Genomic DNA, 13,386 nt, shown 5'->3' on the forward strand with positions numbered 1-13,386 from the left:
ACAGTTGTTTGTATGATCATTAAAAAAAGATTTGTCATGAAAAAAATATATGCATTATTAGCAATAACGCTATTCTTTAATAGCTGTAATGACCTGGACCTAGCCCCATTGGATCAGTTGTCCGAGTCAGCGTTTTACAAAACTACAGAGGATTTTGACGGCGCGATTTACGGGTCATATTCAAGTATCCAAAAGTTTTGGGGTACAAGTACTGAGACATTAGGAGAGCGAGCTGAGTACTGGCAGATATCACTGACTACTACAGATGATGTCGATGTTGATCCGGCTGCCAGATTTACGGATAGAGATCTTGAGGAGCAAAACTTTCTTTCAAGTAATCTGACCTTTCAGTCCATCTATTCTATGATTTATGAGGGTATTCTTCGGGCCAACATTGTAATTGAAAAAGTAGAGGAAGAAAATGAATTGACTGATGCTGAAAAATTGCAATACGCCGGAGAAGCTAAGTTTTTACGAGCTTTTTTACATTTTCAGGCCTTAAAGATGTGGGGAACACCCCCATTGGTTACTGAAGTGCTGAAGGACTTGAATGATTTGGCTCAACCAAACGCCACTCAAGATGCACTGTTCGAGCAGATTTTGAGCGACTTTTCTGAGGCGGCTGGCAGTCTCCCTGAAACTTGGGGTGATGCCGGTTTGGGTAGAGCAACAGCTTGGGCCGCGAGGTCTTACATCGGTAAGGTCAACATTTGGAAACAGGATTGGCCAGCGGCTATTACTGCCTTCGAGGATGTAATCACCAATGGACCATATCAATTGTTGCCTAATTATGCTGACGTATTTGCCTGGGACAACGAAAACAATGCGGAGTCGATATTCGAAATCCAATTTGGCGGGCCTTTCTCTGATGACAACCACTGGGTGTTTGATGACATTCATTCAGAAGCAGTCAAAGCTAGCCAAGGCCATGAGAGGCCTTATTATTGGGACCCAAGAGTTGTGACAGGAGGAAAACTAGGTGCTTACATTCCTTCTCAGGATCTGGTCAATTCTTATGAAGTGGGAGATTTAAGGTTGGCCAATGATATTTATCAATCCGGTGATATGTGGTATGGTACCAATACTCAGGGTAGGTATACTGTCGAAGCTTATGATCCGGCTTGGTCATCTTCAAGCTACAACATCAAAAAGTATAGAGGTCAACGCAACGTAGTCTCCGGAAACCATCATGTAAATGGAAGAGTAGATTTTAGTAACGAAAGGTGGTTCAGGTTTGCCGAATTAAAGCTTTTGTATGCAGAGGCATTGATAGAGCAAGGCCGGCCAGGTGATGCGGCTATACAGATCAATGACATCAGAACTCGTGCCGGTTTGGGTGCTTTTACCGGCGACGTTACGGTTGCACTCAGGTTAGAAAAGAGACATGAATTGGCCTTTGAACCTCACCGATGGTTCGATATCGTAAGATGGGGCATTGGTTCTAGTGTATTTGGTGCTAGCTGGAATGACAGAAACGAATTGTTTCCTTTTCCTGATTCAGAAATTACCCGTAGTGGTGGGGTACTGAATCAAAACACGGGGTATTAACACATTAACCTAAGAGGTAGGCCTGGAGATGATTCAGGTTTACCTCTTTTCTTATTACTCATCTAATAAACCAGTCAAAATCGGATTTAGAGAAAGTGAAATGAACAAAGCAGTACCCATGTTTATCCGAAATAACAGCACGGTCTTCGTCTCGACACTCGTGAAACTTCAGTATTTCTTTTTGATTCTGTTCATCTTTTCATTTGTGTCTTGCGATAGTAGGAAGAAGAGATTTGAACTAATGAACCCTGATGCTACGGGCATCCACTTTTCGAATGATATCATAGAAACAGATACGCTCAACATCTACAATTTCATGAATGTCTATCATGGTGGAGGAGTGGCATGCGGGGACATCAACAACGACGGATTAACCGATCTTTTTTTCACAGGAAACGATGTGTCAAACCGGTTATATATCAATAAAGGGAACCTATCTTTTGAAGATATTACCCAATCGGCGGGCTTGATCTCGTCTGATTGGTGTACTGGAGCCACAATGGTCGATGTCAACCAGGATGGTTGGCTGGATGTATACGTCAGTGTTTCCTGGCCGCAAAACAGTTCCTTTGGAAAGTCCAACCTGCTGTATATTAATAATGGTGACTTAACATTTACCGAATCCGCTGAGGCCTACGGGTTGGCCAATAAAGATCAGGTCATGCAGGTTAGCTTTTTTGACTACGACCTGGATCAAGACCTTGATGTGGTCATGATTTTAAACCCAATAGACAACACGCTCACGGATGTAAACTATATTCAAAAAAAACGGATCAATGGAGAAGCTGCCAGTACGGATAAACTGTATAGAAACAATGGTAATGGAACGTTTACGGATGTTTCGAAAGAAGCCGGTATTCTGATAGAAGGCTATAGCCTGAGTGTAAATACTAGCGATATCAACCAAGACGGTTGGCCTGACATCTATATAGCCAACGATTTTCTAACCAATGACATCTTATACATAAATCAGAAGGATGGCACCTTTAGTGACCAAACTTCCAAATACATAAAACACACCAGTTTCGCAGGAATGGGATCAGATGTGGCGGATATCAACAATGATGGACTTCCTGATATTTTCGTATTGGATATGCTTCCCGAAGACAACAAGAGAAGGAAAACCATTATTCCTGCGTCTAGCTATGACAAATTTCAAATAGCCGTAAAGACCGGCTACGATCCACAATACACCAGAAACACCCTTCAACTAAATGCCGGGAATGGTAAGTTCAATGAGGTTGGTCAACTGCTCGGTATCGACGCCACTGATTGGAGTTGGAGTGGACTGTTTGCCGACTACGACAATGATGGCGACAAGGATCTTTTAATCACGAATGGTTTCTACAGAGACCTTGGTGATCTCGACTATGTGCACTACAAACAACGTCAAAACGCCTCCCCGTTTGGCTCAAGAGAGGCCGTACTGGACGAAAAGAAAAAGGTGATGCTCGCCTTACCTCAAGTGAAAGTGCCGAACTATTTGTATGAGAATAAAGGAAATCTCTCTTTTGAAAATAAAAGCTGGGAATGGGGTGGTGATGTTCCCTCATGCTCGAATGGAGCAATATATGCCGATCTGGATAACGACGGAGATTTAGATATGGTTATCAACAACATCGGAGACAAGGCACACATTTATAAAAACAATTCAAACCTGTTTGACGGAGGAAATTATTTGAAAATCGACTTACGAGGTCCTAAAGGAAATATGGCCGGAATAGGTGTCAAAATTTGGCTCTGGGTCGACGGAAAGCCGCAATACTACGAACATCAATTGACCCGGGGCTATCAATCTTCAATGAACAATGAGATACACTTTGGAATAGGAAATGCTAACGCAGTAGATTCTGTCATTGTCCAATGGCCTTATCAAAGCAAGGAAACCATTAGAAGCATTCAAGCAAATAAGACGCTAAGCGTCACCTATCGCGATGACAACGAAGAAATTGCTAGAAAAACAGATATACAAACTTTATTCAAAAGAGTTGATCAAAGTAGGGGCATAAATTTCGCCCACAAAGAAAATTTGTTTGTTGATTTCAAGGTGCAGCCACTATTGCCACATAAAATTTCAGAATTTGGTCCCGGAATAGCGGTTGGCGATATAGATGAGGACGGCGATGATGACTTTTATGTGGGTGGGGCAGCAAACGCTTTGGGGCACCTGTTTAGGCAAAATGAGGATGGTAGTTTCTCGAATAATGTAATCCACCAAGACTCCCTTTATGAAGACATGGGAAGCCTTCTGTTTGATGCTGATGATGATGGTGATTTGGACTTGTACGTGGTAAGCGGAGGAAGTAGTCATTTGGGAAATGCAGATGAGTATCAGGATAGACTCTATCTTAATGTTGGTGATGGTCGGTTTTTTCATGACAAAAATGCACTTCCCAAAATCAATTCCAGTGGGTCTTGTGTGGTTGCCGCAGATTATGATTATGATGGAGATTTAGACTTGTTTGTGGGAGGTAGGGTCGTTCCAGGCTCCTATCCAATGGCAGCCAAAAGCTATCTGTTGGAAAATAACCGAGGAAAGTTTGAAGATGTAACTGAAAAAATATGCCCAGCGCTATCTGAGGTGGGGATGGTTACCTCAGCGCTATGGACCGACTTCAATACGGACGGGTTTATAGACCTTATCGTCGTTGGAGAATGGATGCCTATTCGCTTCTTTAGAAGCTCAGGCCGTGAGTTAGTTGAGGTCAATACAGGAATAAAGGAGAGTAGTGGTTGGTGGAATAGCATCAACGGTGCCGATTTCGATCAGGACGGAGATGTGGACTATATCGTTGGAAACTTGGGATTGAATTCAAGATTAAAGGCGTCAGCTATCGAACCAGTCGAGATCTATGCCAGTGATTTCGATAAAAATGGCCGAATAGACCCTGTGATGACCTATTACATTCAGGGACAAAAGCAGGTGATGCATCCCAGAGACTTAATGATTACTCAAATGAGTGCCATGCGCCCTCGTTTCAAAACTTACCAGTCTTATGCCGATGCGTCTTTTGAGCAAACCTTGTCTCCACAGGAAATTACTGAGGCATACGTTCTGAAAAGTGAGTGGTTTGAAAGCAGCTATCTAGAAAATTTAGGAAATGGAGAATTTTCAATTAAGGCACTTCCAATAGAAGCGCAATTTGCTCCAGTCTTTGGTACCTGTATAGATGACTATGATCAAGACGGTTTCCTGGATGTTTTGTTGGTTGGAAATTTTTATGGCGCAGAGGTGTCTGTAGGACAATACGATGCACAAAGTGGGCTATTGTTAAAAGGGAATGGCAAAGGTGCTTTTCAGCCAGTTAATTCGGCACAAAGTGGATTTGTAGCCGACGGAAATACAAGAGGAATAGCAAAAATTATGGATACCCAGCATCGCCCAATTTGTTTGGTGCTTAATAATGACGCGGAATCTATTTCATATACCACAGAGACTCCCATTCAGGAGCTGATTGACTTAAGGTCACAAGATCGGTTTGTGCTCATCCATAACTCAAACGGCAAGATTAGCAGAGAGGAAATATATTATGGATCCTCCTATCTCACACAGTCAACCAGAAAAATGGCCTGGGCAAAAAATGCCATCAAGGTAGAGGTCGTGGACTATCTGGGAAACGGCAGGGTAATTAAAAAAGACAATAAATAAGCGGATGACGAGAATATTGATAATTCTTATTGGATGGCTCTTGGTCGCAGGTTGTGATGCGAAGCGTAAAACAGAAGCAGATACTGAATTGCCGTTATTCACTTCGATTCCTAAACTTTCTGAGCTTAATTTAAAGCTGAGTGATGTAATTATTTCAGATATTTTCACACCACCTGTAGCTAGCAGGATTTATGCCTATGCAAATATTGCGGCCTATGAAGCCAATCGATTTGAAAATGAGGAATCCACTTCTTTATCAGTTAAACTGAATGGACTCAGCACACCTCCCCTTCCAAACGAACAAGCAAAATATGATTTTCAAATGGCCGGAGCCGTAGCATTTATGACTACCGCGCGATCTTTGGTCTACGATGCGTCAGCTATTGAACAAATTGAGACCAATTATCTAAGTCTTGCAGCCAAGACAGATATTGGTGAAGATATTTACAATCGATCAGTTGAGTTCGGTAGAAGCATAGGTGAGCACATCCTTGATTGGGCCAATGCCGATGGGTATAATCAACGCACATCCAACATGGCCTACATTGTAAACTCCGAAGCTGGTAGATGGCAGCCTACGCCACCGGATTATGCGGAGGCAATCGAGCCACATTGGAATACATTGAGGCCATTCCTTTTGGACTCAGCAAACCAGTTTAATCCCGGGTCGCCCACCTCATTTGATATCGCTCAGGAGTCAGCCTTTTATCAAGGCGCTGTTGAGGTCTATCAGGTGGTCAGGTCAATCAATGAAGAGCAATTCGCGATAGCTAAATTCTGGGATTGCAACCCTAACATTTCTCATACTAACGGGCATGTGATGTATTATGATCAGCAAATTTCACCAGGTGGTCACTGGATTCATATCGCTTGCCAAGTGATAGAAGCAGAAGATTTGGCAGAAGTTAAATCTGCCGAAGTGCTTGCCAAATTGTCCCTGACTTTAGCAGACGCATTTATCAGTTGTTGGGATGAAAAATATCGAAGCAGCCTCATTCGCCCGGAAACCTACATCAATAGATACATAGATGAAGACTGGCAGCCCATTTTACAAACACCTGCTTTCCCGGAGCATACGAGCGGTCATAGTGTGGCATCTTCGAGTGCCGCAACAATACTGACGCATTTCTTTGGTGAAGCCTACCATTTTCAGGATTCAACCGAAGTGCCATTCGGATTGCCGATAAGAGCTTTTGATTCATTCTTTGAGGCATCAAATGAAGCAGCCATTAGCCGATTGTATGGTGGCATCCACTACATGCCAGCGATTGAAAAAGGAGTGGGGCAGGGGAAAAAATTAGGACGATTTGTCATAAATAAATTAACAGAAAGTGAAAATTAAATTAAAAAGAATAGTCGTAATAATTCTGACTTTTACAGCTTATACAACCTTTGCTCAAAACCCCAACCAGGTTTTTAATTTGGGCGGTAATGACGTAGCCGTAAATGGTGAGTTTAATGATTTTAAGTTAGAGATTGAAGTCAGGCAAGAAGTGACAGGCGTCGAAATTGCTACTCTTACACTTACTAGCCCTCAGAAAGCTGTCCCATCCAAGTTTTCCTTAAAATGGGGGGTGCCATCGAACAATATTGCCGGTTATTGGAGTAGTCATAGTTTTCTGGACAAAACGGTTGCTCCGGATTGGGGGCCATCCACCGTTCGATCCATGCTGGCACGGGAAGCTCCTGTCATCTGTCTCTTTGGCCATGATGATTCCAATCGCCAGACCTTTGCGGTATCAGAGGTACTCAATACAGTCATTTCTACTACAGCGGTGAGGGAAGAAGACGGTATGATGTACAACGAAATTCAATTTTTCACAGAAAAGAATAGAGCGCTTTCAACCTATCGAGTAGAGATCAGATTAGACAGTCGTCCGGTACCTTATTCGCAGGCGCTTAATGATGTAGCGGATTGGTGGGCCTCATTTGAGCAATATACGCCGGCCCAGGTACCCAAAGTCGCCCGAATGCCAGTGTACTCCAGCTGGTACAGTTATCATCAGAACGTGGCCATGGAACCCTTGCTCAAGGAATGCAAGCTCGCCAAAGAAATGGGGTTTGAATCCATCATTATAGACGATGGATGGCAAACCATGGATAGCAACAGAGGATACGCCTATACTGGGGACTGGGAGCCAGAACGAATTCCCGAGATGAAGGAATTTGTAAAAGCAGTCCATGACCTGGGAATGAAATTTATCCTTTGGTATGCCGTACCGTTCGTTGGTGAAAAATCAAAGGCCTTTGAAAGAATGAAAGGGAAAACCTTGAGCCATTGGAAGAGTCAGGGCACATATGTTTTGGATCCACGCTTTCCTGAGGTTAGGAAATTTATTATAGCCACTTATGTAAAGGCCGTTGAAGATTGGGATTTGGATGGTTTTAAACTTGATTTTATGGCAAGGTTTACCGCTAATAAGGATACAAAACTAGTCGCCAATGATGGTCGGGATTATGCCTCCGTCAACGAAGCTACAGATGTGCTGATGACCGAGCTTATGTCTGCTTTACGAAAGATAAAGCCGGATATTATGATAGAATTTCGCAGGCCTTACGTAGGGCCGGCTATGCGGAAGTATGGTAATATGTTCCGCGCCGACGATTGCCCCAATGTAGCAACTATCAACAGAATCGGAACATCAGACCTGAAAATGCTAAGTGGAAATACGGCTGTTCATGCAGATATGCTTATGTGGCACTACGACGAGCCCGTTGAGACCGCAGCATTGCAATTACTCAACGTCATGTTTTCAGTCCCGCAGATTTCTGTTCGGTTGGCAGATATTCCAGAAGACCATTTCAAAATGATCCAGTTTTATACGGCCTACTGGCTAAAGAATAGAGAGGTGTTGCTGGATGGTCAATTTCATCCCTCGAATCCATTAATGAATTATCCCATGTTATCCGGATGGAGTAGCGAGAAAAAAATAAGCGCGGTTTTCACCAACATGGTAGTGCCGCTGGAAATTTCGACGGGTATGGCCTTCGATATCATCAACGCTAAAACCTCAAAAAAAATAGTAATTGATGTGAAGGGTAAGTCCTCGCAATTTCAATACACCATACAAGATTGTCTGGGAAAAGAGACCATCAGTGAAACAGTCTCTTTACAAGAAGGGGTTTTCTCTTTTGAAGTTCCGCCATCAGGACTGATTTCCTTCACACAGCTAGACTAATTCAATACCTATGAAAAAAGCGTTTATTATACTCTTAACCTTGGCCTTATGGGCGAATGATGCACTAATTGCTAAGGGCTATGACCTGGTTTCTCCAGACGGTGCCGTTAAATTAACGATTACCATTAATGACAACATTACTTATTCTGTATTGGTGGACGGCAAGCCAATTATGGATGCCTCGACTTTGTCAATGACAGTTGGGAGTGGTACTGTATTAGGTCAAAACCCTCAGGTCATCAAAGAAAACAAACGATCCGTCGATCAAAAATTGTATCCGGAATTGAGGGTGAAAAGTGAGGAAATCCAGGATAATTTTAATGAGCTCGAGCTTGTTTTCAAAGGAAAGTATAGCGTTACTTTTCGAGCATATAACAATGGCGTTGCGTACAGATTTGAGACTAGTCATAAAAAGGAATTAATCGTTCGTTCTGAAAGGGCTGAGTTTAATTTTTCAGGTAATAACAATGTGTATTTTCCGAGAGAAAGTGAGTTCTTTTCACACAATGAGCGCCTCTATGAGTACAACAGTCTGGATACACTTTCAGAAAAGGACCTTTGCAGCCTACCCACACTGGTCGAATCTTCTGATAAGATCAAACTGCTGGTTACGGAAACAGGACTGCTTGATTATCCTGGCATGTGGTTGACTGGAGCAACAGGCAATACGCTGCAAGCCGTATTCCCACAAGCGGGACTTGAAGAAAAAGTAGATAACAAGCGATGGACAGATGATAGAAGTATTAGAATCTCTAAGGAGGCCGACTACATTGCTAAAACAGAGGGAGCAAGAAGTTTCCCCTGGCGAATTGTTTGTATAGCAAAGAATGATGCCGATCTAATCACCAACCAGTTGACCTATCAGCTGGCGGAACCCTCAAGAATCAAAGACCCGTCATGGATCAAGCCAGGCAAAGTAGCTTGGGATTGGTGGAATTATAACAATATCTATGGTGTCGATTTCGAGGCTGGGGTCAATACGGATACATACAAGTACTACATTGACTTTGCATCAAAATATGGCATTGAATATATCATTCTTGATGAAGGATGGTACGTTTTGGGCGATGTGTTAAACATAGTCCCAGAAGTGGATGTGAAAGAACTCATGAGGTACGGAGCTGAAAAAAATGTGGGTATTGTACTTTGGGTGACGTGGAGTTCACTAGATCAGAAACTTCAGGAGGCTTTGGACACTTTTAAAGCTTGGGGTGCCAAAGGTCTTAAGGTTGACTTCATGCAACGAGACGATCAATGGATGGTGAATTATTATGAGCGAATAGCTTCAGAATGTGCCAAACGGGAACTGATTGTTGATTTTCATGGATCTTACAAGCCTTCGGGATTGAGAAGAACCTACCCCAATGTACTCACAAGAGAGGGTGTGAAAGGAGCTGAGAACAACAAGTGGGCCAGCTACATTACGCCCCAGCACAACTTAACCTTGCCATTTATCAGAATGGTGGCAGGACCAATGGACTATACACCTGGTGCAATGATCAATGCACAAGAAGAAAATTTTAGGATCAGTTGGAATCGCCCCATGAGCATGGGTACCCGATGTCATCAACTGGCTATGTATGCCATCTTTGAAAGCCCTTTGCAGATGCTTTGCGATAACCCAAGCAACTATTTGAGAGAAGATGAATCTACCGCCTTCCTTGCTCAATTCCCGACAGTTTGGGATGACACAAAAGTATTGGAAGCGAAAATTGGAGATTATGTGGCACTCGCCAGAAGGAGTGGGGATTCCTGGTATCTAGGAGCAATGACGGATGAAAAAGCAAGAACCATAGCTATAGATCTGTCTTTTCTTGAAGATGGAAATTATAACATTGAGATTTTTCAGGACGGAGTTAATGCGGAAAGGTATGCGCAGGATTATAAAAGAGTAGTAAAAAATATTACCAACAAAGATGTGATTCCGGCGAGTCTCGCCAATGGAGGAGGATGGGCTGCCATAATTACTAAAAAATAAAATATCATAAGGGATTGAAAAAACTGTAGAAATGAAAATAACAAATAAAAGTATCAGCAAGAGACGCAGCGTGCTATTAGTGCCAATATTGGCATCGTTGTTTTTCTTATCCTCATTTGAAGAGCCTCAAAAAGAAGCAGAACGGCCAAATGTTCTGTGGCTCTATGTGGAGGATATATCCCCTAATCTGAGTTGCTACGGTGATCCAAATGTCAATACACCAAATATTGATAAGCTCGCCAAAAATGGGGTGCGATTTACAAACACCATCATGCCAGCACCGGTTTGTTCGCCGTTACGCTCCGCTATTATCACAGGGACTATGCAAACCACTTTGGGCACACACAATCACCACAGTTCCAGAACGGAAGCCTCTATGATCAAACTGCCAGATCATGTAAAAACACTCCCAGAAATTTTTAGAAAGGAAGGCTATTTCACCTTCAATCAAGGAAAAGACGATTACAATTTTCAGTATGTAAGAGACAGCCTGTATTCAGGGGAATATAGAGACAATGGGATGTATGGCCTTGTCGGAAAAGAAATTGATTGGAGTTTGAGGAAAAAGGGTCAACCATATTTTGGCCAAATTCAGCTGTATGGCAACAAGTACATTTATAGCAAAACCTTTCAGGACAGAGTAGTAAGACAAATCGATCCAGATGGTCTAAAACTACCAGTCTACTACCCACAAACAGACTATATGCAGGAAGAATGGGCAAACTATTTGGAATCCGTAGAGCTGACCGACAAAACTGTCGGTGATATTATGACAAAGCTTGAAGCTGACGGGATGCTCAATAACACGTATGTATTTTTCTTCTCAGACCATGGCATGCGCCTTTGGAGGCACAAACAATTTCTTTACGAAGGAGGTATCAAGGTGCCCTTCATTCTTACTTATTTCGGAGAAGATGGCAAGATTCAAAAAGGCACGGTCAATGATGACTTGATCAGCGGGTTGGACATTGGAAGTACGTCCTTGGGACTCGCCAATATTCCGCTACCTGATTACACTGAAGGAAAAGACTTTCTGGCCAATGATTACCAACCTCGTGACTATGTAATATCGGCCCGGGATCGCTGTGATTTTTCCATTGATCGCATCAGATCTGTAAGGTCAGAAAATTTCAAATACATTCGAAATTTCAACACCGATCGCCCATACATGCAACCAAGCTATCGAGATGCATGGGAAGTGACTCAGCGAATGCGAAAAGCTTATCAGGATGGTGAATTAAATGAAATTCAGGCTCGTTTTTGGAAAGATGAAAGACTGGCCGAAGAGCTTTATGATCTAAAAAATGACCCCGATGAATTGGTGAACCTAGCTGCCAGTCCTGATTTTAAGAAGGAACTGGATAAGAACAGAAAAATACTAGAAAACTGGATTACTTCAACTGATGATAAAGGTCAATACCCGGAAGGGATAGAAGGATTAAAATTTATGTATGAAATATGGGGTGACAAATGTGTTAATCCTGAATATGAAGTGCTAAAAACGGATTGATCATGCGTAGCGTCTTTTATTCAATTATACTCAGTATTCTGGTGGCCCAAAGTTGTAAATCTAATGGCAACGATCCTGTCGATTCTATGACTAAGGTGTCCATTTCAGCAAGCGAAGAGGGAGCAGCCATCTATTTGAATGGAGTTTATACAGGAGAACAAACACCGGCAGTGCTAAATGTAAGTAGTGGAGTTCATACTATTGGAGTAGGGTTGAATCGGTCACGGCAATATTTAAAGAAGACCGTTTCTATTGAAAACACAGTAGAGTCATACGAGATAGTATTGAGCGAGGCGGATTTGCAACAGGCAAAAAAATGGAAGGCACTTTTTGTAGGAGTGAACAAAGTATCCAAATCTACAGAAGATTGTATCACTCAATATACAACTGAAGAATTGGATTTGGCATTCGATTTTTTGAATTGGAGTTTTCAGGAGAAGCTTGAGCCCTTCTCCTATCATACCATGGACTGGGAATTTGAGAGAAGAGATATTTCTGATCAGACTGTGATCTTAGATGAGGATAATCTGATCAATCCCACAATATTTGAGAATCACATTACGGATATAGATAAAGGAGATTATGATCTCGTCATTACTTTTTTCAGAGGAGAACAGGAAGATTGTTTTATTGCCAACTTTATAGGAATTGCATGGTTCGATGTTACAGAGCTTTCATCAGAATCATCTTATTATACCATTCGATACTATGACGATATCAAGGCGTCCATTGAAGATGCGAGAAAAAATGACCCTGGTGTATTTGTTCATGAATGGTTGCATACTGTGGCAGAGCGGTTTTACCCCAATAGAGGGGAAGTGGTGCCGGATGATGATGGTCTTGTGGTTCATGCAGCAGGTAAGTTTGGATATACTTTTCCCTGGATGACCTGGTATGAAGACCTCATCTCAGGGCAGGTAGTAACACCAGATGGATATGCTGGAATAGGGCCGGAAGCGCTGTTGCAATGTACAGTACGTGAGAGTGCCCTAAGGCAATGCCCGTAGTATGAACTCCGGAGGCCTAAATGCTTAACTAAAATAAATGGAACATGAATCTGGCAAAGAGAATATCTAACAATCATGTTTTAGCCAATTGCATTGGACTGGTCTATCTCTGGTTCGGAGTTTTAAAATACTTCCCTGAGTTTAGTCCTGCAGAAGACCTTGCGACCAATACCATTGATTTACTTACTTTTAGTCTCATCCCTTCCCAGGTCTCGATCGTTTTATTAGCCGTTTCTGAAACGCTAATAGGAGTACTACTGATAATGAATATCTATAGAAGGCAGGTTGTGATTCTGGCCTTGATCCATATGTTCTTCACGTTTACACCAATATTCTTGTTTCCAGATCAGGTATTCACTTGCCTGCCATTTTGCTTTACCCTGCTTGGACAATACATAATTAAGAACATAGTTATCGTTGGAGCGCTGATCACTTTGTACAAAAGTGAAGCTAAAGGGCAAATATGACCAGGAAAAAATGGGAGTACCTTATTCTAAAGCTACCATAAACTTCGC

General features: G+C 42.3%; 8 protein-coding genes. All 8 read left to right on the top strand.

Going from position 1 to position 13,386, the window contains the following annotated elements:
* Positions 1 to 36: 36 nt before the first annotated feature.
* The 8 genes from ABJD64_RS22090 to ABJD64_RS22125 all read left to right on the top strand — a co-directional run bounded on the left by ABJD64_RS22090 (position 37) and on the right by ABJD64_RS22125 (position 13,338).
* Positions 37 to 1,548 carry a RagB/SusD family nutrient uptake outer membrane protein gene (locus ABJD64_RS22090; RefSeq protein ID WP_348181538.1) on the top strand — a complete coding sequence of 504 codons (1,512 nt, stop codon included), beginning with the start codon at positions 37 to 39 and terminating at the stop codon, positions 1,546 to 1,548.
* A 100-nt stretch (positions 1,549 to 1,648) separates the two neighbouring features.
* Positions 1,649 to 5,197, top strand: a complete 3,549-nt coding sequence (locus ABJD64_RS22095) for a VCBS repeat-containing protein (RefSeq protein WP_348181539.1) — start codon at positions 1,649 to 1,651, stop codon at positions 5,195 to 5,197.
* A 4-nt stretch (positions 5,198 to 5,201) separates the two neighbouring features.
* Entirely contained in the window at positions 5,202 to 6,539 is a 1,338-nt protein-coding gene (locus ABJD64_RS22100; protein WP_348181540.1) for a vanadium-dependent haloperoxidase, read from the top strand.
* The gene (locus ABJD64_RS22105) at positions 6,529 to 8,376 is read left to right on the top strand and encodes a glycoside hydrolase family 36 protein (protein ID WP_348181541.1); all 1,848 of its coding nucleotides are present in this window, start codon (positions 6,529 to 6,531) and stop codon (positions 8,374 to 8,376) included. Before ABJD64_RS22100 ends, ABJD64_RS22105 begins: the two co-directional genes overlap by 11 nt.
* A gap of 10 nt (positions 8,377 to 8,386) precedes the next feature.
* Positions 8,387 to 10,354 carry a glycoside hydrolase family 97 protein gene (locus ABJD64_RS22110; protein ID WP_348181542.1) on the top strand — a complete coding sequence of 656 codons (1,968 nt, stop codon included), beginning with the start codon at positions 8,387 to 8,389 and terminating at the stop codon, positions 10,352 to 10,354.
* A gap of 31 nt (positions 10,355 to 10,385) precedes the next feature.
* Positions 10,386 to 11,864, top strand: coding sequence for a sulfatase (locus ABJD64_RS22115; RefSeq protein WP_348181544.1), 1,479 nt, complete (start codon positions 10,386 to 10,388; stop codon positions 11,862 to 11,864).
* A 2-nt stretch (positions 11,865 to 11,866) separates the two neighbouring features.
* A complete protein-coding gene (locus ABJD64_RS22120) occupies positions 11,867 to 12,871 on the top strand; it encodes a PEGA domain-containing protein (protein WP_348181545.1) in 1,005 nt (334 codons plus the stop codon).
* A 44-nt stretch (positions 12,872 to 12,915) separates the two neighbouring features.
* On the top strand, positions 12,916 to 13,338 hold the full coding sequence (locus tag ABJD64_RS22125) for a doxx family protein (RefSeq protein WP_348181546.1): 423 nt from the start codon (positions 12,916 to 12,918) through the stop codon (positions 13,336 to 13,338).
* Positions 13,339 to 13,386: the final 48 nt, after the last annotated feature.

It is taken from the genome of Reichenbachiella sp., assembly GCF_039944555.1.
Classification (GTDB): Bacteria; Bacteroidota; Bacteroidia; order Cytophagales; family Cyclobacteriaceae; genus Reichenbachiella.

What these genes read in the sequence shown, in the direction of transcription:
- ABJD64_RS22090 (WP_348181538.1), top strand. Translation starts at nt 37, where the DNA reads ATGAAAAAAATATATGCATTATTAGCAATAACGCTATTCTTTAATAGC.
- ABJD64_RS22095 (WP_348181539.1), top strand. Translation starts at nt 1,649, where the DNA reads ATGAACAAAGCAGTACCCATGTTTATCCGAAATAACAGCACGGTCTTC.
- ABJD64_RS22100 (WP_348181540.1), top strand. Translation starts at nt 5,202, where the DNA reads ATGACGAGAATATTGATAATTCTTATTGGATGGCTCTTGGTCGCAGGT.
- ABJD64_RS22110 (WP_348181542.1), top strand. Translation starts at nt 8,387, where the DNA reads ATGAAAAAAGCGTTTATTATACTCTTAACCTTGGCCTTATGGGCGAAT.
- ABJD64_RS22115 (WP_348181544.1), top strand. Translation starts at nt 10,386, where the DNA reads ATGAAAATAACAAATAAAAGTATCAGCAAGAGACGCAGCGTGCTATTA.
- ABJD64_RS22120 (WP_348181545.1), top strand. Translation starts at nt 11,867, where the DNA reads ATGCGTAGCGTCTTTTATTCAATTATACTCAGTATTCTGGTGGCCCAA.
- ABJD64_RS22125 (WP_348181546.1), top strand. Translation starts at nt 12,916, where the DNA reads ATGAATCTGGCAAAGAGAATATCTAACAATCATGTTTTAGCCAATTGC.